Origin of the sequence: Bradyrhizobium sp. CB1717, assembly GCF_029714325.1 — a bacterium.
Classification (GTDB): domain Bacteria; phylum Pseudomonadota; class Alphaproteobacteria; order Rhizobiales; family Xanthobacteraceae; genus Bradyrhizobium.
In genome coordinates this window covers 774,020-798,292 of record NZ_CP121666.1, presented here as the reverse complement: position 1 = coordinate 798,292, position 24,273 = coordinate 774,020, and the positions used below count along the sequence as shown (strand labels likewise).

The following is a 24,273-nucleotide window of genomic DNA, read 5'->3' as shown; positions in this document are numbered from 1 at the left end:
GCATGTCTCCTGATCTTCTCAAGCTCATCTTCGGCCGGCTCGGCCTCGAATCGCTGCCGCTGCACGAGCCGATCGTCGTCGGCACCTTCGCGGTGGTCGCGCTCGGCGGCGCCACGCTGCTCGCCGGCCTCACCTATTTCCGTCTCTGGGGCTACCTCTGGCGCGAATGGTTCACCACCGTGGACCACAAGCGCATCGGCATCATGTACATGATCCTCGGCATCGTGATGCTGCTGCGCGGCTTCGCCGACGCGCTGATGATGCGCGGCCAGCAGATGCTCGCCTTTGGCGGCTCCGAAGGCTATCTCAACGCCCATCACTACGACCAGGTCTTCACCGCCCACGGCGTGATCATGATCTTCTTCGTGGCGATGCCGCTGGTCACGGGCCTGATGAACTACGTGGTGCCGCTGCAGATCGGCGCCCGCGACGTGTCGTTCCCGTTCCTGAACAATTTCAGCTTCTGGATGACGGTCGGCGGCGCGGTGCTGGTGATGGCCTCGCTGTTCATCGGCGAGTTCGCCCGCACCGGCTGGCTGGCTTATCCGCCGCTGTCGAACATCGGCTACAGTCCTGACGTCGGCGTCGACTATTACATCTGGGCGCTGCAGGTCGCCGGCGTCGGAACGACGTTATCCGGCATCAACCTGATCTGCACCATCGTCAAGCTGCGCTGCCCCGGCATGACCATGATGAAGATGCCGGTGTTCACCTGGACGTCGCTCTGCACCAACATCCTGATCGTCGCCTCCTTCCCGGTTCTGACGGTCGTGCTCGCGCTGCTCTCGCTCGACCGCTACGTCGGCACCAACTTCTTCACGAACGATTTCGGCGGCAGCCCGATGATGTACGTGAACCTGATCTGGATCTGGGGCCACCCCGAGGTCTACATCCTGGTTCTCCCGGCCTTCGGCATCTTCTCGGAAGTCACCTCGACCTTCTCCGGCAAGCGGCTGTTCGGCTACACCTCGATGGTCTACGCCACGGTGGTCATCACCATCCTGTCGTACCTGGTGTGGCTGCACCACTTCTTCACGATGGGATCGGGCGCCAGCGTCAACTCGTTCTTCGGCATCACCACGATGATCATCTCGATCCCAACGGGAGCGAAGATGTTCAACTGGCTGTTCACGATGTATCGGGGCCGCATCCGCTACGAGCTGCCGATGATGTGGACCATCGCCTTCATGCTGACCTTCGTGCTCGGCGGCATGACCGGCGTGCTGCTCGCGGTGCCGCCGGCCGACTTCGTGCTGCACAACAGCCTGTTCCTGATCGCGCATTTCCACAACGTGATCATCGGCGGCGTGGTGTTCGGTGCGTTCGCCGGCATCAACTACTGGTTCCCGAAGGCGTTCGGCTTCAAGCTCGATGTGTTCTGGGGCAAGCTGTCGTTCTGGTTCTGGGTCGTCGGCTTCTACCTCGCCTTCATGCCGCTCTATGTGCTCGGCCTGATGGGCGTGACCCGCCGCCTGCGCGTGTTCGACGATCCGTCCCTGCAGATCTGGTTCGTCATCGCCGCGATCGGTGCCTTCCTCGTCTTCCTCGGCATCCTCTCGATGCTGATGCAGTTCGCGGTGAGCCTGCTCAAGCGCGAGCAACTCAAGGACGTCACCGGCGATCCCTGGGACGCGCGCACGCTGGAATGGGCGACGTCCTCGCCCCCGCCGGACTACAACTTCGCCTTCACCCCCGTCGTTCACGACAATGACGCGTGGTGGGACATGAAGAAGCGCGGCTACCAGCGTCCACTCACCGGGTTCAGGCCGATCCACATGCCCAGCAGCACCGGCACCGGCGTCATCCTCGCCGGCCTCGCCACCGCGATGGGATTCGGCCTGATCTGGTACATCTGGTGGCTGGCGGCTGCGAGCTTCCTCGCGATGCTGGTCGTCGGGATCGGCCACACGTTCAACTATCACCGCGACTTCGACATTCCGGCTGAAGACGTCATCCGGACCGAGGACGCGCGCACCAAACTGCTCGCCGGAGCCAAGTAAATGACTGTTGCTGTCAATCCCTCGCAAACCGGCGAGCCGTTGTTCTATCTCGCCGACGAACACCCGCATCCGGAAGGCTACAGCACCTCGCTCGGCTTCTGGATCTACCTGATGAGCGACTGTCTCATCTTCGCGATGCTGTTCGCCACCTTCGGCGTGCTCGGCGGCAACTACGCCGCCGGACCCGCGCCGAAGGACCTGTTCGACCTGGACCTGGTCGCGGTGAACACCTCGATGCTGCTGCTGTCGTCGATCACCTATGGCTTTGCCATGCTGACGATGCAGCAGAACAAGGTCGCCCAGACGCAAATGTGGCTGGCAATCACCGGCCTGTTCGGTCTCGCCTTCATCGGCATCGAGCTCACCGAGTTCGCCCACATGATCCATGAAGGCGCCACCCCTCAGCGCAGCGCCTTCCTGTCCGCCTTCTTCACCCTGGTCGGCACCCACGGCCTGCACGTCTCCTGCGGCATCATCTGGCTGGTGACACTGATGGTGCAGGTCGGGAAATTCGGCCTGATCGAGGCCAACCGCCGCCGCCTGATGTGCCTGTCGATGTTCTGGCACTTCCTCGACGTGGTCTGGATCGGCGTCTTCACCTTCGTCTATCTCCTGGGAGTTCTGCGATGAGCACCGATACCCACGCAGCCGGCGCGCACGATCATCACCACGACGGCGGCCACGCCCACAGCACGTTCTCGGGCTACATGCTCGGCTTCGTGCTCTCGGTCGTGCTCACCGCGATCCCGTTCTGGCTGGTGATGAGCGGCGTGCTGCCGAGCAAGCAGATCACCGCGCTTGTCATCATGGCCTTCGCGGTCGTGCAGATCGTCGTGCACATGGTCTACTTCCTGCACATGAACGCCAAGTCCGAGAATGGTTGGACCATGATGGCGCTGATCTTCACCATCGTCATGGTGGTGATCGCGCTGTCCGGTTCGCTGTGGGTGATGAGCCACCTCAACAGCAACATGATGCCCATCCACCAGATGAGCGGAATGAAGTGAGCGATACCGGGACCGTGACGAACGAGGCAATGGGCGCACCCCGAAAGGCTGCGCGCCTGTCCTTGTGGCTCACGGTCCTCTCGCTCACGGCCTTTGCACTTCTGATCGCCCTCGGCGTCTGGCAGATCGAGCGCCGCGCCTGGAAGCTGGCGCTGATCGACCGCGTCGAGCAGCGCGTCCATGCCCCGGCCCAGCCGATCCCCGCGCCGGCGGCTTGGCCCACAATCACCGCCGCAAGCGACGAATACAGGCACGTCAGTGTCCGTGGCCGCTTCCTGCATGACCGCGAGACGCTGGTTCAGGCCGTGACCGAGGAAGGCCCCGGCTATTGGGTGCTGACGCCGCTTCAGCGCGCCGATGGCATGCTGGTTCTGGTCAACCGCGGCTTCGTGCCGACCGAGCGGCGCGACGCATCCACGCGCCAGGCCGGTAATCCCGAGGGCCCGGTCGAAATCACCGGCCTGTTGCGCATCACGGAGCCGAAGGGCGGCTTTCTGCGCAACAACGTTCCCCAGCACAACCGCTGGTACTCGCGGGACGTCGCCGCGATCGCGGCGGCACGCGGCCTCCAAGAGGTCGCACCGTTTTTTGTCGATGCTGACGTCGGATCACAAAGCGCCGGCGCGCCCATCGGCGGATTGACCGTGATCCGCTTTCCCAATAACCACCTGATCTATGCGCTGACGTGGTTTGCCCTGGCTTTCATGCTGGCCGGTAAACTGTTCGTCACATTCGGCGGCGGGCTGTTCCGCCACGGGCGCTTCGTCCACGAACCGGCCGGCGGCCCTGATACCGCCGCGCGCAGGACGGGATCAGATGCTGGAACGATCGTCGAACAGGCCTGACGACGGAAAAACACAGACGCTCGCCCAAAGCGGGGGACTGGCCGTCACACTGCAATCGCAGGCGGATACGCGCAGCGAGCTGATCGGCGCTGCGCCCACCGACGACGAGACCAACCGCAAGAACATGGCGCTGCTGATCCAGCTGCGCTGGACCGCGGTGGTGGGCCAGATCGTGACCATCGGCGGCGTGCATTTCTGGCTCGGCATCCCGCTGCCGCTGGAGCGAATGGGTGCGGTGATCGGCGCGCTGGTGCTGCTCAACGTCTCGAGCCTGGTCTGGGTGCGCCATCGCGCCGCGATCTCCAGCAACGAGCTGCTGGTCGCCTTGATGCTCGACGTCGCCGCGCTGACCGCGCAGCTCTACCTCAGCGGCGGCGCAACTAACCCCTTCACCTCGCTGTTCCTGCTCCAGGTGACGCTGGCCGCCGTACTGCTCGACGCGCGATCGACCTGGTCGCTGGTGGCGCTGACCTGCGCGTGCTTCGTCTGGTTGACGCTGGCGTATCGACCGCTCGAGCTGCCGCCGAACCCGATCAGCGAGACCTACAGCCTCACCGTCACAGGCATGCTGCTCGGCTTCATGCTCAATGCCGTGCTGCTCGTCGTGTTCGTGACCCGCATCAACAGGAACCTGCGCGAGCGCGACGCGCATCTGGCGGCGCTGCGCCAGCATGCCGCCGAGCAAGATCACATCGTCCGCATGGGTCTCTTGGCCTCCGGCGCGGCCCACGAGCTCGGCACGCCGCTGGCCTCGCTCTCGGTCATCCTGAGCGACTGGCGCCGCATGCCAGATCTTGCCGCCAAGCAGGAGCTCGCCGAGGACCTCGCGGAGATGGAGACCTCGCTGCAGCGCTGCAAGTCGATCGTGACAGGCATCCTGGTATCGGCGGGCGAGGCCCGCGGCGAAGGCTCCTCGCCGACGACGGTGACGGCGTTCGTCACCGCGCTGGTCGACGAATGGCGCGACGCCCGTTCGGCGCGCACGCTCTATTTCGTCAACACGTTTGGCGAGGACGTCGCCATCGTCTCCGACGTCGCGCTGAAGCAGGTCATCTTCAACGTGCTCGACAACGCATACGAAGTCTCGCGCGACTGGGTCGAGCTTGTGGCCGAGCGCGAGGGCGACAATCTCGTGCTGTCGATCTCCGACCGCGGTCCGGGCTTTGCGCCGGAGATGCTGGCGCAGCTCGGAAAGCCCTACCACTCGAGCAAGGGCCGCGCTGGCGGCGGGCTCGGCCTGTTCCTGGTGGTGAATGTGGTGCGCAAGCTGGGCGGCAGCGTGACCGCCGAGAACCACAGGAAGCGCGGCGCCACGGTGCGCCTGACGCTGCCGCTCGCAACGCTCGCGATCGGAGGCAGCTTTGACGCCTGACCGTTCGCTCATCGTCGTCGAGGACGATTCTGGCTTTGCGCGCACGCTGAAGCGCTCGTTCGAGCGCCGCGGCTACGAGGTCGTGATCGCCGCCTCGATCGACGAGGTGCGCAAGGTGCTGGAGGAGCGCACCTTCGGCCATGCCGTTGTCGACCTCAAGCTCGGCGGTGCCTCGGGGCTCGCCTGCGTCGAGCTGCTGCACACGCATGACGAGGACATGCTGATCGTGGTGCTGACCGGTTTTGCCAGCATCTCCACCGCCGTCGAAGCGATCAAGTTGGGGGCCTGCCACTATCTCGCAAAGCCGTCGAACACCGACGACATCGAGGCCGCCTTCCACAAGGCCGAAGGCAACGCCGAGGTCGCGCTCGATGCGCGGCCGACCTCGATCAAGACCCTGGAATGGGAGCGCATCCACCAGACGCTGATCGAGACGGATTTCAACATTTCTGAAGCGGCGCGACGATTGGGGATGCATCGCAGGACGCTGGCAAGGAAGCTTGAGAAGCGACCGGTGAAGTAGGAGGGGCGAATAGCGCCCCTCCTGCTGCTCGCGTGACGCTTACTTGCCGAACCGCGCAATGACGTCGGCGGGCGCAATATGACCTGCGCAGAATCCTGCTCCCGGATAGGTATCTCCGTTCTCCAGGGCAGTCGCGTAGACGACGGCAGGGTCAGCCTCGAGGCGTTCTCGCAGCGCCGCCAGTTTTGGCCAGCGGCTCCGCTCCGCCACGGCGTGGAAGTCGAGCCAGCGCGCCACGCCTGCCAGCAGCGCATCGGCCAGCGTCGGCCTGTCGCCGAGCAGGAATGCCCCCGCTTCGACCATCCCTTCGAGCTTGTCGTGGCGCTCAATCACCTTCTTTCTGCCAAACTCGCGCAAGGCGGACTTCGTTGCCGGCTCCATCGCTTCCCCTTCCATTGCGGCCCATATCGGAGCGAAGGCGCCGGTAAAGCCGGTATTCACGAACGCCATGAGCTGATGCATTCGATCGGCTTGCGGCAACTGCGGATCGAAGCTGATGCGCCGTTCGACGTCCCTGGCTTCGAGCCAGGCGGCAATCGCCATGGTTTCGGTCAGCACCGCGCCTTCATCCGTAATGAACGCGGGCGTCTCATGTCGCGGATTGATGCGGGCATATGACGGGCTCCGCATTTCACCCAACATATCGACCCGACAGAGCCGATATGGCTTGCCCAGCCATTCGAGAGCCGCAACGAGCCCCATGGAGCTTCCCATCGGGAAGCCGTAGATTAGAATTGGGTCCATCATCCATTCTCCGTGATTTCTGACGATCACGCTGCGCAGCGATGCCGGACCTTTAGTCACTCGCTGCATCAAGTAAATTACGAACTTTTTTGTAACCGGGAGTCGCCGATGAAAGATCTCGTTTCGAGATGTCCCATCGAGGAGGTGATGCAGATTCTGAGCGGTCGCTGGCCAACGCTTTTGATCTACTATTTGAAGCAGGGCACCAAGCGCTTCAGCGACCTGCGCCGAGACAATCCCGCCATCTCGCACAGGATGCTCGCCCTCGAGCTTCGCAAGCTGGAGGATGCCGGTATCGTGACCCGCACCGAATTCGACGGATATCCGCTGCGGGTCGAGTATGACCTGACCGCGGCCGGTCACACGCTCGTGCCGTTGATCGACGCATTAGGTGACTGGTGGTCGACAGTTGAGCCATTGGCCGGCAGAGAAGGCCGGGAGCCCCCTGTCGGTTCGTCACCAAGCCCGCCCCGGATTTGATCCTCGCCGGGACAACATGCCGAACGACGACAGGTATCGCTCGCAAACAAAAAGCCCGGCCGAGCGGCCGGGCTTTTGATCTCTTGCAATCGACGGGGGCGCTTACGCAGCCTCGTCGGCGACGGTGGTGTCGTCGCCATCGGTATCGTCGGCATCGCCCTCGGCATCCGCCTCGCCCTCGGCGGCCTCAGCCTTGGCGTTGCGGCGCGGGCTCTTGGCGAGCTGGGCCTCGATCTCCTTGACCGCTTCGGTCTCGGTCGAGTGCTGCACCACCGCGATCTCGCGGGACAGACGGTCGAGCGCCGCTTCATAGAGCTGGCGTTCGCTGTAGGACTGCTCGGGCTGCGATTCCGAGCGATAGAGGTCGCGCACGACTTCCGCGATCGCGACGATGTCGCCCGAATTGATCTTCGCTTCGTACTCCTGGGCGCGGCGCGACCACATGGTGCGCTTGACGCGGGCGCGGCCCTTCAGCGTCTCCAGCGCCTTCTTGACCAGCGCGGGCTCGGACAGCTTGCGCATGCCGACGTTGGCGACCTTGGCGGTCGGAACGCGCAGCGTCATCTTGTCCTTGATGAAGTTGATGACGAACAGCTCGAGCTTCGCGCCGGCGATCTCCTGCTCCTCGATGGCCAGGATCTGGCCGACGCCGTGAGCGGGATAGACGACGAATTCGTTGGCCTTGAAGCCCTGACGCTGGGTCACGACCTTCTTTTCCTCGACCTTCGGCGCAGCAGCGGGCTTTGCGGCCGGCTTGGCAGCAACGGGAGCCTTGGCAGGAGCAGCAGCAACAGGGGCCTTCGGCGCGGGCTTGGCAGCGGGAGCCTTGGCAGCAACAGGCTTGGAAACGGTCGCTTTCGCGGCCGGCTTGGCAGTCTTGTTAGGCATTGCGCTTCTTTTGTTCTTCGAGGACTTTGCAGCCGGCGCCTTCGTCGCGGTCCGACCTTTGGATGCGCTACGGCTGGCCGCGGCGACTTTTTTGGCCTCCTTATGGGAAGCCCTCGCTGAAGTACTCTTTTTACGCGTTTTCTGTGACACAGCCTGCGCGCGGAAACTGCCACGCCCCTGTTCGACATTTGGTTTCACGGGAACCCGGCGGGGCCAACTGGGCTGACGAGGGTTCGGCTTAATGTGCCCAATATAGCACATTTCCCGCAAAAATCAATGATTTAGGGGTCTTGAGGGCTGGTTTTCGGCCGCAACGAAGGTATTAGGGTTAAGTTTGAGCCTGGATTAGTCTCCGGAGCCGGGGTTCGGAGAAAAATATTTCTCGAACTTGCCTTCCATGCCGTCGAATTCCTTCGCGTCGGCGGGTGATTCTTTCTTCTGGGTGATGTTCGGCCAGCTTTTGGCGTAGTCAGCGTTGACCTGGAGCCACTTTTCCAGGCCCGGTTCCGTGTCCGGCTTGATGGCGTCGGCGGGGCATTCCGGCTCGCACACGCCGCAATCGATACACTCATCGGGATGGATGACGAGCATGTTGTCACCCTCGTAGAAGCAATCGACCGGGCAGACCTCGACGCAGTCGGTGTACTTGCACTTGATGCAGTTTTCAGTGACGACGTAAGTCATCCAACGCTCCGAAAAGCTCTTTTAGAAGTCGCGGCTTGCGTAGCGCGGATGGCCCGGCGCCGCAAGGTCGGGAAAGGCCGATCATGACGGCTTTGTGTGTTTGATCGACCAAGAAATGAATTCGAAGCGCAATTAATTGCGTTTCGCTTCACTCAGCTCCTCGTAGAGCGCGCGCGCCGAGGCAGCATCGCCGCGGCGCTCGTTGAAGTCCGTCACCTTCAGCACGCGCACGGTGCGATCGAGTGCCACCGTGATCACGTCACCGATCTTGATCGCATGGCCGGGCGATTTCTCACGGGTGCCGTTGACGCGGACATGGCCGGACTCGACCAACTCGGCCGCGGAGGTGCGCGCTTTCACCACCCGCGCGTGCCACAGCCATTTGTCGAGGCGCTGCCGCTCGGTGGTCGTGGGCTTACTCCTTCCGACCGGACAGCTGCTCTTTCAGCGCCGCGAGCTTGGCGAAGGGCGAGTTGGGATCGATCGGGCGATCGCGCTCGCGCGGGTTCGCGCTCGAGGCGTAGGGACGCAGCGAGGGACCCGACTCGCGGTCGCGACGATCGCGGCCCTTGTCGCGGTCGCGGCCACGATTGTCGCGGCCCTTGTCGCGATCTCCGCCGAACTTCTTGTTGTCGCGGTTGCGATCGCGATCCTTATCGCGGTCCTTGCCCTGGAAGCTGCGATTGCGATCGTCGCGGCGCTCACCGCCCTCGCCGCCTTCGCGCGGCTTGCGGAAGTCCTTGCCGCCATCGCGACGATGACCGCCGCCGTGACGATGACGCTCGCCGCGCTTCTCGCCATCGGCTGATTGCGCAGCCTCGCCCTCCGCGGGCGCGCTGCCGGCTTCGGCACCGGCCTGCGGACGCGGCTGGTTGTGGTGACGCTGGTGGCGATGGCGCTCGTGGCGCGGTTTGCGATCCTCGTGACGGCCGCCGGGACGCCAGACCTCGATCAGCTCGGGCTCGGCGGGCGTCGCTGCGGCCTCAACCGGCGCGGCGGCATCGGGCGATGCGGCGGCTTCCGTGGCCACAATCTCGGCCGGAGCCGCGTCAACCGGCGCAGCGGCCTCTTCGGCCGGTGGCGCGATGCCGGGGGCATCTTCCGGCGTGACGGGCGCTTCGGGAGACGCTTCGAGCGCCGGCTCCTCATGAGCGGGCTCGTCGTGCTGCTCCATGCCGGGCGCGTCTTCGACGGTGACGGCTTCGGCGGACACAGCCGCCTCTTCCGGCAGGTCTGCAACGGCCTCCGCCGCGGTCTCGGTCGAGGTATCCGCGCTGCCCTCGGCGGGCGGCATCTCGGCGGCGACCGTCTCGGCAGCGGGCGCTGCGGGCTTCACCGGACGCGGCGGACGCTTCTCCATGCGATAGCCGAGCGCGCGCAGCACGGACGCAAAGTCTTCACCCGCGGAGCCTGTGAGCGAGGTCATCGCCTGCGTCACCACAAAGCTGCGGCCGTCGAATGCGCCGGCGGGCTTTTCACCGGCCGAGTTCTCGCGCCAGGCCAGCGCCGGGCGGATCAGGTCGGCAAGACGCTCCAGGATGTCGACGCGCACGGCGCGCTCGCCGGCCTGCTTGTAGCCGAGCACGCGATAGGCATCGCGCGGCAGGGCCTTGTCGACCGGGAACGAGGTGCGGCCCGAGGAGGCCAGATGCTGCGCGCCTGACAGCGACGACAGATCGACATTGTCCTGCTTCAGCGCCCACAGCAGCGCGGCGAGCGCACGCGCGGCGGGCTTGAGCAGGCCGGGGAAATAGATGTGATAGGCGCCGAAGCGGACGCCGTACTTGCGCAGCGTCGCGCGCGAGGGCTGATCGAGATCCTTCAGCTCGTTTGCGATTCTGGGACGCTCGAGCACGCCGAGCGCCTCGACCAGCTGATAGGCGATGCCGCGCGCGATGCCGGTGACATCCTCGGCCTTCGACAGCTCGAACATCGGCCCGAGCAGCTTCTCGATATGCGTCTTGACCCAGAGGTCGAGCCGCGCCTGCACCTTCTCGCGGGGGCCGCCGGTGAGGCGCTCGTCCGAGATGATGCGGATGCGCGGATGCAGCGCGTCCTCTGCGGCAGACAGCCGCGCCACCGCGTCGCCGGTCCAGCGGATGATGCCTTCCGAGGTCAGCACGAACTGGTCGTCCGGCGCGTTGCCCAGTTTTTCGGCGCGCGTGTTGATCTCGCCGGCGAGCACCGCTTGCGCTGCAGCCTGCAAGGCTTTCGCATCGGAGCCGGCCTCCGCCGCATCCGGTGCAAAGGTGAAGCCGTCGAGGCGGCCGATGACATGGCCTTCGACGATGACTTCGCCGGTCTTGCCGATTTCAGTATTCAAGCTCGTGTTCTCCCGCAGGCGGCGCATCAATACACTGGTCCGGCGATCAACGAAACGCTCAGTCAAGCGTTCATGGAGCGCATCCGATAATTTATTTTCGACCTCCCGCGTGACCCCCTGCCAGCGTTCGGGGTCTTTCAGCCAGTCCGGGCGGTTGGCGACGAAGGTCCAGGTGCGGATCTGCGCGATCCGGGCCGACAGCGTGTCGATGTCGCCGTCGATGCGGTCGGCCTGCTCGACCTGGGCGGCGAACCAGGCGTCGGGAATGCATCCCTTCCGCATCAGAAAGCCGTACAGCGTGGTCACCAGCTCGGCATGGGCGGCCGGCGACAGTTTCCGGTAATCGGGGACCTGGCAGGCCTCCCAGAGCCGCTCTACGGCGGCCTTGCCATGCGCGATATCGCGCACCTCGACGTCGCGGGCGGCGTGGTCGAGCACGCGCATGTCCTCGGCGATAGGCGCGCGCGTCAGCGCCTCGTGGCCGGGGGCCAGGTTCAAGGACACCTGGAGCGCGCCGAGCGAGGAGAAATCCAGCTTCGAATTGCGCCATTGCAGCATCTTCACGGCGTCGAAGGTGTGGTTCTGCAGCGCGTTGACGAGCTCGGGCTCGAACGGCGCGCAGCGGCCCGTGGTGCCGAAGGTGCCGTTGCGCGTGGCTCGTCCCGCGCGGCCGGCGATCTGCGCGAATTCGGACGGCGTCAGGCGGCGGAACTGATAGCCGTCGAACTTGCGGTCAGAGGCGAAGGCGACATGGTCGACGTCGAGATTGAGGCCCATGCCGACGGCGTCGGTGGCGACGAGATAATCGACGTCGCCGTTCTGGAACATCGCGACCTGCGCGTTGCGCGTGCGCGGCGAGAGCGAGCCCAGCACGACGGCGGCGCCGCCATGCTGACGGCGGATCAGCTCGGCGATGGCGTAGACTTCATCCGCCGAGAACGCGACAATCGCTGTGCGGCGCGGCTGGCGCGTGATCTTGCGATCGCCGGCGAATTCGAGAGTGGACAGCCGCGGGCGCGTGATCATGGACACGCCGGGCAACAGGCGCTCGATGATCGGGCGCATGGTCGCAGCGCCCAATAGCAGCGTCTCGTCGCGGCCGCGGCGGTTGAGGATGCGGTCGGTGAAGACATGGCCGCGCTCGAGGTCGGAGGCGATCTGGACCTCGTCGACGGCGAGGAAGGAGACATCGAGGTCGCGCGGCATCGCCTCGACGGTGGAGACCCAATAGCGCGGGTTCTTCGGCTTGATCTTCTCCTCGCCCGTCACCAGCGCGACCGCATCGCTGCCGACCCGCGCGGCGATCTTGTTGTAGACCTCGCGCGCGAGCAGGCGCAGCGGCAGCCCGATGACGCCTGAGGGATGCGCCAGCATCCGCTCGATGGCGAGATGGGTCTTGCCGGTGTTGGTCGGCCCGAGCACCGCAGTGACGCCCGCGCCAGGCACTCGATCGTGAAGGGCGCGCTCGGAGGCGAAGGGGGAGGGAGAGAAGGCCATGTCTGGGGGATTAGGTAGTGCCGATTTGGGCGAATGTCAGTGCTGTTTGGGGCGGTGAGGCGACTTGCGAGGTGTCAGCCATCTGTCCGAACGCGGAGCGGCCACCGAGCACTCCGCTGTCATGCCCCGGCTCGACCGGGGCATCCAGTACGCCGCGGCCTTTCCGCTCAACCACAACCGCCGCGGCGTACTGGATCGCCCGGTCAAGCCGGGCGATGACACCGTGGGTGTGGGAGCAGGCTCCCCAAACCTCGCGCAACTGTCTCACTTTGCGACGCTTTTTCCGTTCTTTTTAAGTCTCGGAACGACTCTAGAACGAATCGCGGCCGAATCGCTGACTCCCCGTTGAGTCCTGTTCCGTTCACGCCACATGTCGCGGGACTCGTCTTAGTTGCGCACTAGATGGAGTTTTGCCCTGCCGCACAAGTGACGTTTCGATGGCGGGTTCCTTAAAATTGGGGACGGCGCGGAGTCGAATCAGAATCGGGGCGGAGTCAAATGGATTCCCGAAGCGGGGGCGCCAAAACAAAAGGGCGAAAACAACCCCATGCACAGTAGGCGGAGCATTGAATTCACACGCTTTTCTTACCCTCCCCTGGAGAGGGCCGGGACGAGCGTAGCTCGCCCGTGGGTCGGCAGCCATTGAGCGCAGCGAAATGGATGTCGGGGTGGGGTGATCTCTCCTCACGGGAACTGTTCGTGCGGAGAGATCACCCCATCCCGCTCGCGCTGCGCGCGATCGACCCTCCCCCTCCAGGGGAGGGTAAGATTACTGCGTCTTCGCCACCCTTGGCGGCTGGGGCGACGTGATGAAGCTGGTCGCTTCCAGCATCGCCGGTCCCAGCGGGGTCGGCACTTTCAGCCAGAATGGAACCAGGATGCGCGTGCCTGCCACGGGAGCAAACGCGATCTCGATGCTGCGCTGGGCGGCGAGGTATTTGATCACGGGGCGATCGGGGATGTAGCCGGCGACTGGCACGAAATAGAGCGCGCAGACCACGACCGGGCCACGATATCCCTTCTCCGCCTTCACCGTCTCCATGCGCTTGAAATCGAGTTTCAGGTCGTAGCGCATGCGGCCGTCGAACACGGGCGCGGCGTTGTGGCAGGCTTCCGGCGTAACAGGATCGCCGGTGCCGGGCACGCGCAAGAGCGAGGCCGTCATCGGGTCCCAGACGCCGCGGCGATGCGCGTCGGTGACGACGATGCGGTCAGGATCGACCGGCGGCTCCGGCTCGATGCCGAACTCCTTCACATTGCCCTTGTCGAGGGTGATGTGGATGTTTTCCGTCTTCTTCGAGGTGGTGGTGGAGGCCTGGTAGCCGGTCGCAACCAGCGCGCCGTTGACGACGCGCCCCTGCGAGGCGCCGGTGCCGGACCCGCCCGCGAACGACTTCAGCAGCCCCGTGGTGCCGCCGCTGGCGGCGGCTGCGAACACGTCGTCCTGGATGTCGATGTTCCAGGCGCCCTTGCCGACGGGAATGCCCGCCAGCGTCGCCTCATACTGCGCCTCGAGCTTGCCCTGCGCGGCCACGGGCTCGGCGCCCCACGCCAGCGCCAGGCCGCACAAGGCGGCGAAAGCCAGCCGGCCGGCGCGCGGCCGGGGCAGTCGTCGGGAGGTTTTGAGCACGAAACGGTCCAATCGGGGCGCGAACGGTTGTTACTTAAGCCAAAAACCGCAGCAAACAATGTGTCCGGGCCGGAAGGCAGCGGAACTCCACCGGATATCTCGGTCGCGAATGCGCCCTTTATGTGATGGTAAGGCGCTTCAATCATTGCCGTTTTAGTGATCGGGGTGTGACGCGGGGGCGCACCTCTCCCCGCTACCTCCGCGGTCCCTTCCCCTTCTCCCCGCGTGCGGGGAGAAGGTCGGGATGAGGGGGACTTTCCCCGGGGAGGGGCAACTTGGGGCCTCCAACCGCCCCCACCCCCGCGGAGACTCCCCCTCACCCGGAATTCGCGCTATTCGCGCGCATTCCGGCCTCTCCCCGCACGCGGGGCGAGGCGAAAAGACCGCCCAAATCCTTGACTACCCGCCCCTTCCCCCTATACGTCCGCCCGCTCCCTGCAAGGACAGAGAATTTGCCCCTGTGGCGCCCCGGATGGCGGCCGCAACTCGTTTGGGGCTCGAACTAAAGGATTTGTGACATGTCTCGCCGCTGCGAACTGACGGCCAAGGGCCCCCTCGTCGGCCACAAGGTCAGCCACTCCAACATCAAGACCAAGCGCCGCTTCCTGCCGAACCTCGTCAACGTGACGTTCATCTCGGAAGCCCTGGAGCGCAACGTGCGCCTGCGCGTCTCGACCAACGCGGTCAAGAGCGTCGACCACAATGGCGGTCTCGACGCCTTCCTGCTCAAGGCCAACGCCGACGCCCTGTCGCCGCGCGCCCTCGAGCTGAAGCGCGCCATCCAGAAGAAGGTCGGCACCGCCGCACCGGCGAAGAAGGCCAGCTAAAAAGATTTACCGTTAGGGCGGGGGCTAAGTAGCGTCGCGTGGCGTAGGCTTAGCCAGTAGAGTTTTGCGTTACGGCCGGATCGGAAGATCCGGCCGTTTTTGTTTGTGGGAAGGAGGGTATGCCGAGACGATAGACTTCACTCAGTTTCAGTTTATGGTTGCAAGATTGAGAGTCGGCAGCAAGCTCTAGGATGATTTGGTAGTGGCAACGTTTTCTGTCGTGGCTAGGAGCTTCTTCCCAAATCGGGGCGAAACAGATCACGTTTTTCTAGAACGCGATAATTGGGACGACTACACATTCAAGACATTGTTTCACGCCACTTACTCAACCCAGTCGGGAGAGCTCGTTAAGCTTGGCCAAGTAAAAATTATTAAGCGGGGGATGACCACCGGGCCGGTGGGAATCCCTCAGGCCTTCGACAATCTAAGTCCAGACTACTGCTCCCTCGGACAAGACCAATCTTTTTACGAGACGATCCGCTCGCTACCTTCAGGTGCGGGGTATCGCATACTTGATCAACTTCGAGACGTTGTTTGGTCTCAAGCAATATTCGAGGAATTCTTTTCTGAGGAAGCGTTCCAAACATCCCTTCTGCGCAGCGTTAAGGAATCGACCCTCACGCGCTTTCGTCAATTGCTCCATAATGAGTACGAGCAAACAAGCTTTAATTTTCACTATCGCCTCAATCCGGATAGCGGGAGCACGACGCTCGACTTTCTGGTCGAACCACGAAGCCTTCCCCCAACTAATGTGCACGCAATTATCGGCCGCAATGGCGTAGGGAAAACAACTCTCCTCGGCCGAATGGCCGAAGCCGTATGCTTATCCTCTAATTTAAGGCAAGCTCGTCCAGAGATCGGCAAATTCCTACACGTATCCAGCGAAGATGCCTCGCCAGGCGGCTTCGCTAACGTGGTTAGCGTCAGCTTCAGTGCATTCGATGACTTTCGAATCCCGTCTGGTACAGGTGAAGAACCTCTCGACGTTCGATACGACTACATTGGCCTTCGATCTTTCGACGAGCCGCGCCTTAAGACGCTCGGTGAGCTCGTAAGCGAATTCATTTCAAGCGCTGACTTGTGTATCAGGAGTTCTCGCTTTTCATCCTGGAAACGGGCGATCAAGACCCTATCGAGCGATCCGGGCTTTGATAGCTTAGGACTTGGGGCGCTATCGGAAAATCCGGACGACTCGCTCATTGACGCCTGCAAGGACATCTACTCCAAAGCAAGTGCCGGCCACCGCCTAGTTCTGCTGACAATGGTGCGGCTCGTCGAAACAGTGGGAGAGCGTACTCTAGTCCTGTTTGACGAACCCGAAGCTCATTTGCATCCACCCCTTCTAGGGTCATTTATCCGTGCGCTATCGGAACTACTACTTGCTCGCAACGGAGTCGCCATCCTCGCGACCCATTCGCCGGTGGTTCTCCAAGAATTACCCCGCGAATGCTGTCTTTATTCTTTCGCGGAGTGGTCACTCCCTTTCAGCTTCTCGCCCTTCCATGGAGACGTTTGGCGAGTCAATTGGGCTTCTTACTCATGAGGTCTTTGGACTTGAAGTTGCGCGAAGCGGCCATCACTCGCTCATAAGCGATCTCATCAAATCGATCGGCCCTTCCGCGAGCTACGAAGAAGTCCGCGACAGATTTGGCGAACGCCTAGGCACCGAAGCTCGCTCAATAATCCTAGCTCTAATTCCAAACAACGAAAATTCGAAATGAGGCGTTTAACTCCTGCCGCCCTAGCCCCAAGGGCCGTGTTCGATGCTTGCGCTGAAAGAACGCAAAATGCTCACCTTCGGGCGCAATTGTTGGCATGCGGGCCAACTATCGAGGTTCTTGCGAACGAGTACGAGGAACTTGCGAAGAACTCCGCCCTAAACACCTTTACTGATACAGAGCTCTATCCTTTCCCTGCACCGCACAGAGAGCTCGGCGAACTCTACGCGAGAGTTTTGCGAGATGGCAGGGAACGCCCCACCTACGATTCAATCATGCAGCTGGCGCAGCAAAGCATCTGCCCTCAATGCGGGATTGGCCGAGTACGAACTCTCGACCACTATCTTCCAAAGGGTCGATTTCCTGAGCTTGCGGTTGTCCCGCTTAACCTTGTACCGACCTGCCGCGACTGCAATTTCGACAAGAACGAACATCACAGTCCAGATGAAGGCGACTATGTCTTTCATCCATATTTCGATGATTGGGATCAATACCGCCTGGTCTCAGCAACAATTGCATATCAACCATACGTCTCTATCCGGTACTCTATCGCCTCCCCAAAGAACGCCCCGCCAATAGTGGTCACACGGGCTACGACTCACTTCCGAGTCTTAAACCTCGGTCCCCTCTACTCAATGAACGCGGGCGCATCTCTGGCAGAGATCAAAATCAACTGCCTCCGCGCGAGTGCTCAGGGCGCAGCGCTGGTGAGAGACTATCTTCACGACCAAGAGGGCGCCGCGCTTCGTTCCGCGCCCAATGGATGGAGAGCAGCAATGTATTCAGCGATGGCGAAGGACGATGCGTTCTGGAACGGCGCATATAATCTGATTTGATTTTGAGAACAAAAGATATTGGGAGGGAGTTCGATGACGAAAAACAAAGGTCCCTTGGCGAATGAAGCAGCCAAGTACGCAGAACACTTGGCAGACCAATCGGGACAGGATCTGACGGCGCTGATTTCGGCGCAGGGCAATGTCGGCGACCTCATCAAGATGGACTTCTCCGAATGTGAACTTCTCATTCATGATCATCTTCGACAGAAGGTAGGAGGGTTGGCGTTAGGATGTTTCCTGCTTGCAACCCGCTTATCTCCTGGAGCGGCCGCTGCACCTCTGGACGAAGATTCCAACTTGTTACTTCTAAGAGTAACTGGACAGGCACGATTGCCCAATGCGTCCGAGACGGATCTAAACCGATTCCTGGCTGGACAACGCGTTGCCACGCAAGATGCGATGTGGGATGCGCAAGGCAAGATAGATCAATTCACACTCAATCAGCTGCGATATGCTGGAATTCGATGCCGCTTACTGGGCACATTCCGAATGAAGGAGACGAAACCATCGGAATGGAAGCTCTCTTTTGGAGCGGACGTTTCAAACTTCTACTCTGGCCGTGGACTAAAGGTGTACAAGCCCTTCGGCGCGGCCTTGGCTCAAATCGTCAACTTCCAAAAAACGAAAGGGGACGACTCGCATCCACTGAGCGGCAAGCGAGTCCCAATTGGGCGAGTTCGCTATGCTTCCTCGGAAAGATTGGTTGACCCCGCAGGCGATAGCGTACAAGTCGAACTCGATCCGACGGATCTAATTGCTCGGCGAACCGCATTGTTCGGCATGTCTCGGACGGGAAAGTCGAACACAACGAAGGTGATAGCTAGCAGCGTATTTAGGCTGCGAGAGCAGGACAAGAAGAAAGGCCTAATCGGGCAGCTAGTGTTTGACGTCAACGGCGAGTACGCAAACGAGAATACTCAGGACGGAAGCGAAGAGAACGCTGCCTGTTTGAAGAACATCGTTTTGCACACTGCCAACGCAGCGCACTCCGACGTCGCAACTTACGGACTTGCCCCGCATCCCAATGACCCAGCGCGAACGATTGTGAAGGTGAACTTCTTTGGCGGGTTCGTCTCAAAATCGTCAACCGCTGACGAATTGTCGAAGGCCCTTGAACCGCTTCTCGTAGGCAAGATGCTGATAGACGGGCGAATAGCAAGTGACAGCTCGAAGTACATCGCCAACTTCCGCAACACCTCACTAGATATCCCGGTAGTATTGGATCAGAGCAGCGCAACACGCTTTCAAAGAGCGTTACTGGCTTATCGCGCCGCACTTAGCGCTGCTGGCTTTGCCCCTCCCGACGCAGTGAAAAAGGCCCTCCTCAAAGGACTCTTCTCCAAAGAGCTCGTTCAAGCGCTTGAGCAGTCAAGTTCGTCCGACGCAAGCATGTATGTAAGAGCAGCGACGATCATCAAAAAGGAGACAGTCAGCTGGGATGAAGCGGTTGAGCTCATGAAAAGCTTGCGACGTTTTATTCAAGACACCAAGCACTCTGGCTACGACCACTTCAACTCAGATTATGCGTCCCAGCACGACGGCCGCTCTTGGCACGACGAGCGGCTCACAGGCATCCTCTCCATTTTTGAATACGCTAATGGAGTGAACGCCCTAAGAGCGTCAAAAGACGAACACGATCCGGGAAGCGTCGGTGACTACGCTCAAAGTGTGATGGACGACTTGGTAGCCGGCAAGCTTGTGATCTTCGACCAATCACTCGGTGACCCCGACATGAATCGAGCGGCGGCCGAACGTATAATGTGGGTCATTTTCAACCGGCAGAAACAAGAGTTTGTCGCGGCAAAGAAAGACAAGGATGGGAATCTGATACCACCGCCTGATATCCTTGTTTACGCAGAGGAGGCGCACAACTTGCTACCTCCCAACGCGGCCACAGACGTATCTAATATTTGGTCGCGCGTGGCGAAGGAAGGATCCAAGTACCGAATTGGCCTGGTCTACGCGACTCAGGAACCGTCCTCTATCCAGTCGAACATTATGAAGAACACGGACAACTGGTTCGTTGCGCACCTCAATAACGCCGACGAAACAAAGGAGCTTCGAAAATACTACGATTTTGACGACTTCGTGCCGTCAATCTTGCAGGTCCCCGATGCGGGATTTTTACGCATGCGGACGCTAAGCAATCCATACATCGTGCCAGTTCAAATCAACCGCTTTCTTGTAAAGGCGAAATGACCGTGACTGGGATACAACATGAGACCGGTGAAGGCCTGATTGCTCTACAAAGTAGCAAGGCCATTCACGATTTTGAAGGAACGATTGAAACTAAGGACAACTCAGCAACAAAAGACACACCGCCTGTCGTTGAAGTGGCCCGCAACGGATGGCTCCCTATCCGCGTCGTCGCCATTGATGGATCCACCCTAACGCACAAGGTCAAGAACGGATTCCCTGGGGCAGAAGCTAGCATACTTATGCTATCCGTCGTCTTTATCGACATCACGGAGTTAGCCAGCATTGTTCCTCACGAAATCCCCTCTCCTCGCGTCTTCAACGATATGGATAAGGCGACGACTCTGGATGGGGTACTACCCGGCGCCAACGTCGTTCGCGTTGGAGCTCCTGGAGACGCTCCCGTAACGTTTTTTCGGAGCACTGTTCAGGATATTCTAAGTGGGACGCTCGATCCGGCCCATGAAACGCTTCTGGAAACATTGCGCGCTATTACTGTCGGCAGGCAAGCAGACATCGCTTGCCCGATCGTTGATTGTAAAGAGAAATACAAATCGGGGACGGGAAGCTACAAGTGCGACTGCGAGCGCAAGCAGACGCTCTTCGAAACTGACGCTCTTCGTTTCCATGAAAGATTCAATGAACTTGGATCAAATGGGGAAGTGCATGGTGAAGTTAGACGAGTGACTGAAGTCCTCTCGCTGATTAACATCTTACGGTATTTCGAGAACGAAAAGCGGATCCACTATCTGAAGAACTGCGCATTTGTTCTCGACGGCCCCCTAGCAGTTTTCGGACAGCCCGCATGGATTGCGCCGTACGTACAAAGAGAGATTCAACGGATCAGCGCAAAGTCGCTCAAGCACAACGGTTGCGACTTACTGCTCTTTGGAATTGAGAAGAGTGGACAATACATGACCCACTTCTCCGATATTGACTGGACAGATGAACGAGGACCGCGCTCAAAGTTTGACAGCCAAACAGTAATCATTCCGAACGCCAAGTACATAAATCGAAATATTGTATTCCGCCCCGAGGACGCCAAGCCCTCCGGGATTGATACGTATTTTGGCCGAAAGGTTTTGTACAAGACGGCAAATGGAAGTCACGCCGTACTAAACTCAGCGATTGTGAATAGCGAAGGAACCGACTTTCACAACACGTCTCCAAGCGCTTTTCCGCGGCTTGGAGACGCTCTCAACGTGTTGGACCATCTTTCGACCTACCTTTACGAAGACGGCTTTATGCCACTCGTTAGAGCTCACGCACACGCAGCCATACCACTTAAACAAGGCGCCGAAATTCTGCGGAGCCTCTTCAATTTATCATGACAACGCGCGACAGTGCAGACGATTGGACTTTGTCCAGCCCGGAGGGACGTTGGTGCGGCCTTGGGCCCTACTATGCTATGTTTCCGATCTCTTTTGTCCGCAAGAGCATCGAACGGCACTGTCCACCTTCCGGCCGAGTGTTAGATCCGTTCTGCGGACGAGGCACAACAACATTCGTAGCCTCAGCCTCAGGCAGAGAAGCATTTGGCACAGATACCAACCCAGTGGCATGGATTTATGCTTCGGCGAAGCTGGATCCATGCAAGAATGCGGGCCTGCTCTTAAAGCGAACGAAAGAGATCGTTGCCCAGTCCAGCGGATGGGACCGACAGCCCGAGAATGAATTCCAAGCACATGCGTGGCATCCGAAGGTCCTAAGCTTTCTCAAGTCTGCCCGGAGAAACTTGGACTGGCGTGCGCGAAAGGTTGATCGCACCCTTATGGCAATCATTTTGGTGCACCTTCACGCTAAGCTTGGTGAGGGTCTGTCCAATCAAATGAGACAGTCAAAATCTATGTCTCCCGACTACGCAGTGAACTGGTGGAAGCAGCGCCGGCTAAAGCCACCAGACATAGACATAGTGAACTTCTTCGAGAAAAAGCTCGCTTGGCGATACAGAGCTGGAGTTCCTTGCACTCGCGGGCGCGGGGAAGTCGAGCTGGGAGATGCCCGCGATATTCTTCCCCGTAAAACGGAGTTTGATGCGGATCTAGTCCTAACTTCGCCGCCTTATTTTGGAGTTACAAACTACGAATACGACAATTGGATTCGTTTGTGGATGCTTGGCGGCCCCTCTTTACCGAGCTACAGAGCTGCTGCGCGGCACGCCGATCCCGAGAAGTACGAGGAACTGCTGTTGGATGTATTTGAGGAAACTAAGCGTCATTGCAAAGACACTGCGACGATCTACGTCAGGACAGACGCCAGACGATTCACCTTCGAAACGACTCTCGATATCCTGACCGAGTTGTGGCCAAAACATAACCTCTTTTTCCAAGCTGACATTGCCAAGGGCGCAACTCAGACTGCTCTATTTCAGAGGAAATGGCACAAAGCCGGCGAAGTGGACATCATCCTTACGCCGAGGAAATGAACTTCTATTTTGCAACTTTGTCCCTGCACTTCCCCTCTTCCGCTATTCTCGCCCCGGTAGCATCACCCGGAGGCGCATCCCATGGAGCACTCAGCCAGACCCGAGCCGGAAAACCCCGTCATCTGCTGTGACGGCACCGGCAACGAGATCTCGGAGAACATCTCCAACGTCCTGAAGCTCCATCACTGCCTGCGCAAGACGGACAAGACGTAGCCGCGGCAGATGGTGTTTTACGACCCCGGGGTCGGCTCGTGACGGGCACCCGTAAACACCCCCCGCGCCCGTTAACCCTCCATTAACCAACGCAGCCTAGCCTGCGGCAATCGTCCAGCCATCATTAGCTCGAAATGCCTTCCCGGTTCGCTCCAGGAGAAGCGCCGATGTGCGTTGCGTTGTTGACGTATGCCGATCTCAGTGCCCGCCTCAATATCTCGCGCGAGGCCGCGCGGTCGCTGGCGAGACGTCGCCGCCTGCCGCGCTCGCGCTCGGAGGACGGCAAGGCCCTGGTGAGCGTCGATCTCGCCGAGCTCCGGTACACCCCCCGCCCGCGACGTGCCCGCCGGGCAGACCCCATCGTCGACTCCATGGCAAGGATCGAGGCCGTCAAGACCGAGGCCTTCAAGGCGGAGATCGCGCGGCTCGAAGACGTCGCGACCGCCTACAGGGCCGTGTTCGAGCGCGAGCGCGAGCGCGCCGATCGCCTCGCCGTCGAGCTGCAGCAGGCGGCCGCCGAAACGACGGCCGCCAATGCATGGGCGGCACGACTGGAAGACGAAGTGACGGCGCTGCGGAGCGATCGCCGCCCTGGCGGGACGATCGCGGGATACGCCGCGCGTCGATTGGGACATCTGGCCGCCTCCATCGTCAAAGCAGACCGCGCGGCTAGCAGGTAGCACTCGAGACTTTCTTTAATCCCCGGCTTGCCGGACCAATCGCGAGGGAAAAATGGCAGGCAATACCGATATCCATGAAATGAAGGCCCGCATCGTCGTGTTCGGCGTCGGCGGCGCAGGCGGCAATGCCGTCAACAACATGATCACGGCCGGGCTGCAAGGGGTCGAGTTCGTGGTCGCCAACACCGACGCGCAGGCGCTGGCCATGTCGAAGGCGGCGCGCCTGATCCAGCTCGGCACAAAGGTCACCGCAGGCCTCGGCGCCGGCTCGCAGCCGGAACTGGGACGCGCCGCAGCCGAGGAGGTCATCGACACGATCCGCGAACATCTGACCGGCGCGCACATGGTGTTCGTGACGGCCGGCATGGGCGGCGGCACCGGCACCGGGGCTGCACCCATCGTCGCCAGGATCGCGCGCGAGCTCGGCATTCTCACCATCGGCGTGGTCACCAAGCCGTTCTACTTCGAGGGCCAGCGCCGCATGCGCTTTGCCGAGGCCGGCATCGAGGAGCTGCTGAAGACGGTCGACACCCTCCTGATCATCCCGAACCAGAACCTGTTCCGGGTGGCCAGCGAGAAGACCACGTTCGCCGATGCCTTCGCCCTTGCCGACCAGGTGCTTTATTCGGGCGTGGCCTGCATCAGCGACCTCATCGTCAAGGAAGGCCTGATCAATCTCGATTTTGCCGACGTCCTCTCCGTCATGAAGGAGAAGGGCAAGGCCATGATGGGACGGGGCGAGGCTTCCGGCGAGAAGCGCGTGCTCGCCGCCGCCGTGGCCGCGATCTCCAATCCGCTGATCGAGAATCCCTCGATCAAACGTGCCAGTGGCCTCATCATCTCCATCACCGGCGGCAAGGATCTGATGCTGTACGAGGTCGACGAAGCCGCGACCCGCATTCGCGACGAGGCCGACCCGGACGCCAACATCATCGTCGGCGCGTCGTTCGACGAAAGCCTCGAAGGCATCGTCCGCGTCTCGGTGGTGGCGACCGGTATCGACAATCTCGACCCGGCGCAGGCGCAACCGGTGGAAACCGCCCTCACCCAGCTCGCCGGCAGGCTGCGCAACGACGGCCGCCGCATCGCCGATCGCATCGAGCGCAGCGCACCCCTTCCGCAAGCGGGAAGCCCGCCGCTCCGCCCGCAGCCGCACCACCCCGTGGGGCCGCCGGCAAGGCCGGGTCTGGACTATGCGCCGCAGGCGGCGCTTCAGCCGCTCGATCCTTACGGCCGCGCCCCTGCGCGCAATGCGCCCGACGAGGCCGTTCTCGATATCCCGGCCTTCCTGCGCCGCGCCGCCAACTGAGCGGTGGCCCAACAATAGATCGTCATCCCGGGGCGCGACGAAGTCGCGAGCTATGATGCGCAATTGCGCATCTGAG

General features: G+C 61.3%; 23 protein-coding genes. 16 read left to right on the top strand and 7 right to left on the bottom strand.

The genetic code is table 11. The features are described from left to right. Positions 1-2 precede the first annotated feature (2 nt). From cyoB to QA649_RS03655, 6 genes are read left to right on the top strand one after another with little or no spacing between them, the layout of a single operon-like run. Positions 3-2,000, top strand: a complete 1,998-nt coding sequence (cyoB, locus tag QA649_RS03680; protein WP_283023012.1) for a cytochrome o ubiquinol oxidase subunit I — start codon at positions 3-5, stop codon at positions 1,998-2,000. Continuing rightward, entirely contained in the window at positions 2,001-2,630 is a 630-nt protein-coding gene (cyoC, locus tag QA649_RS03675; RefSeq protein WP_283023011.1) for a cytochrome o ubiquinol oxidase subunit III, read from the top strand. After that, complete coding sequence (gene cyoD / locus QA649_RS03670) at positions 2,627-3,007, top strand: cytochrome o ubiquinol oxidase subunit IV (RefSeq protein WP_283023010.1); 381 nt, start codon at positions 2,627-2,629, stop codon at positions 3,005-3,007. The genes cyoC and cyoD overlap by 4 nt, the downstream gene beginning before the upstream one ends. Further along, positions 3,004-3,852, top strand: a complete 849-nt coding sequence (locus tag QA649_RS03665; RefSeq protein WP_283026245.1) for an SURF1 family protein — start codon at positions 3,004-3,006, stop codon at positions 3,850-3,852. Before cyoD ends, QA649_RS03665 begins: the two co-directional genes overlap by 4 nt. Continuing rightward, complete coding sequence (locus QA649_RS03660; protein WP_283023009.1) at positions 3,824-5,224, top strand: ATP-binding protein; 1,401 nt, start codon at positions 3,824-3,826, stop codon at positions 5,222-5,224. Before QA649_RS03665 ends, QA649_RS03660 begins: the two co-directional genes overlap by 29 nt. Continuing rightward, positions 5,214-5,747, top strand: coding sequence for a response regulator transcription factor (locus QA649_RS03655; RefSeq protein WP_283023008.1), 534 nt, complete (start codon positions 5,214-5,216; stop codon positions 5,745-5,747). Before QA649_RS03660 ends, QA649_RS03655 begins: the two co-directional genes overlap by 11 nt. A gap of 39 nt (positions 5,748-5,786) precedes the next feature. On the opposite strand, the gene QA649_RS03650 is transcribed toward QA649_RS03655, so the two are convergent. Further along, on the bottom strand, positions 5,787-6,491 hold the full coding sequence (locus QA649_RS03650; RefSeq protein WP_283026244.1) for a glutathione S-transferase family protein: 705 nt from the start codon (positions 6,489-6,491) through the stop codon (positions 5,787-5,789). Positions 6,492-6,599: 108 nt separating this feature from the next. Between QA649_RS03650 and QA649_RS03645 the strand changes: the two genes are divergently transcribed. Beyond that, complete coding sequence (locus tag QA649_RS03645; RefSeq protein WP_283023007.1) at positions 6,600-6,971, top strand: helix-turn-helix domain-containing protein; 372 nt, start codon at positions 6,600-6,602, stop codon at positions 6,969-6,971. A gap of 102 nt (positions 6,972-7,073) precedes the next feature. Here QA649_RS03645 and QA649_RS03640 read toward each other — a convergent pair whose 3' ends face one another. From QA649_RS03640 to QA649_RS03625, 4 genes are all read right to left on the bottom strand, one after another. Continuing rightward, positions 7,074-7,859, bottom strand: a complete 786-nt coding sequence (locus QA649_RS03640) for a CarD family transcriptional regulator (protein ID WP_080648072.1) — start codon at positions 7,857-7,859, stop codon at positions 7,074-7,076. 345 nt (positions 7,860-8,204) lie between these two features. Next, the gene (gene fdxA / locus QA649_RS03635; RefSeq protein ID WP_018643465.1) at positions 8,205-8,543 is read right to left on the bottom strand and encodes a ferredoxin FdxA; all 339 of its coding nucleotides are present in this window, start codon (positions 8,541-8,543) and stop codon (positions 8,205-8,207) included. Positions 8,544-8,675: 132 nt separating this feature from the next. Next, positions 8,676-8,906, bottom strand: a complete 231-nt coding sequence (locus tag QA649_RS03630) for a S4 domain-containing protein (RefSeq protein ID WP_283023006.1) — start codon at positions 8,904-8,906, stop codon at positions 8,676-8,678. A gap of 52 nt (positions 8,907-8,958) precedes the next feature. Continuing rightward, on the bottom strand, positions 8,959-12,363 hold the full coding sequence (locus QA649_RS03625) for a helicase-related protein (RefSeq protein ID WP_283023005.1): 3,405 nt from the start codon (positions 12,361-12,363) through the stop codon (positions 8,959-8,961). 121 nt (positions 12,364-12,484) lie between these two features. Between QA649_RS03625 and QA649_RS03620 the strand changes: the two genes are divergently transcribed. Beyond that, a complete protein-coding gene (locus QA649_RS03620; protein ID WP_283023004.1) occupies positions 12,485-12,712 on the top strand; it encodes a hypothetical protein in 228 nt (75 codons plus the stop codon). Between the two features lie 420 nt (positions 12,713-13,132). Here QA649_RS03620 and QA649_RS03615 read toward each other — a convergent pair whose 3' ends face one another. Further along, positions 13,133-13,993 (bottom strand): DUF3108 domain-containing protein, encoded by an 861-nt coding sequence (locus QA649_RS03615; protein WP_283023003.1) that lies wholly within the window; start codon positions 13,991-13,993, stop codon positions 13,133-13,135. A gap of 518 nt (positions 13,994-14,511) precedes the next feature. Here QA649_RS03615 and rpmB point away from each other — a divergent pair. Together rpmB and QA649_RS03605 are read left to right on the top strand one after the other, a co-directional pair. Continuing rightward, positions 14,512-14,820 carry a 50S ribosomal protein L28 gene (gene rpmB, locus QA649_RS03610; RefSeq protein ID WP_283023002.1) on the top strand — a complete coding sequence of 103 codons (309 nt, stop codon included), beginning with the start codon at positions 14,512-14,514 and terminating at the stop codon, positions 14,818-14,820. 202 nt (positions 14,821-15,022) lie between these two features. Next, positions 15,023-16,363 carry an AAA family ATPase gene (locus QA649_RS03605; RefSeq protein ID WP_283023001.1) on the top strand — a complete coding sequence of 447 codons (1,341 nt, stop codon included), beginning with the start codon at positions 15,023-15,025 and terminating at the stop codon, positions 16,361-16,363. Positions 16,364-16,807: 444 nt separating this feature from the next. Here the strand turns inward: QA649_RS03605 and QA649_RS03600 are convergent, their stop codons facing one another. Next, complete coding sequence (locus QA649_RS03600) at positions 16,808-17,005, bottom strand: hypothetical protein (protein ID WP_283023000.1); 198 nt, start codon at positions 17,003-17,005, stop codon at positions 16,808-16,810. Positions 17,006-17,407: 402 nt separating this feature from the next. Here QA649_RS03600 and QA649_RS03595 point away from each other — a divergent pair, with 402 nt between their 5' ends. The 6 genes from QA649_RS03595 (at position 17,408) to ftsZ (ending at position 24,197) form a co-directional block, all read left to right on the top strand. Further along, a complete protein-coding gene (locus QA649_RS03595; protein WP_283022999.1) occupies positions 17,408-19,573 on the top strand; it encodes a DUF87 domain-containing protein in 2,166 nt (721 codons plus the stop codon). Further along, entirely contained in the window at positions 19,570-20,901 is a 1,332-nt protein-coding gene (locus tag QA649_RS03590) for a DNA double-strand break repair nuclease NurA (RefSeq protein ID WP_283022998.1), read from the top strand. Before QA649_RS03595 ends, QA649_RS03590 begins: the two co-directional genes overlap by 4 nt. Before the next feature lie 224 nt (positions 20,902-21,125). Beyond that, positions 21,126-21,995, top strand: a complete 870-nt coding sequence (locus QA649_RS03585; protein ID WP_283022997.1) for a DNA modification methylase — start codon at positions 21,126-21,128, stop codon at positions 21,993-21,995. Between the two features lie 81 nt (positions 21,996-22,076). Continuing rightward, a complete protein-coding gene (locus tag QA649_RS03580; protein ID WP_349254095.1) occupies positions 22,077-22,208 on the top strand; it encodes a hypothetical protein in 132 nt (43 codons plus the stop codon). 167 nt (positions 22,209-22,375) lie between these two features. After that, positions 22,376-22,888 carry a hypothetical protein gene (locus QA649_RS03575; RefSeq protein WP_283022996.1) on the top strand — a complete coding sequence of 171 codons (513 nt, stop codon included), beginning with the start codon at positions 22,376-22,378 and terminating at the stop codon, positions 22,886-22,888. Positions 22,889-22,940: 52 nt separating this feature from the next. Further along, a complete protein-coding gene (gene ftsZ, locus QA649_RS03570) occupies positions 22,941-24,197 on the top strand; it encodes a cell division protein FtsZ (protein WP_283022995.1) in 1,257 nt (418 codons plus the stop codon). Positions 24,198-24,273 lie beyond the last annotated feature (76 nt).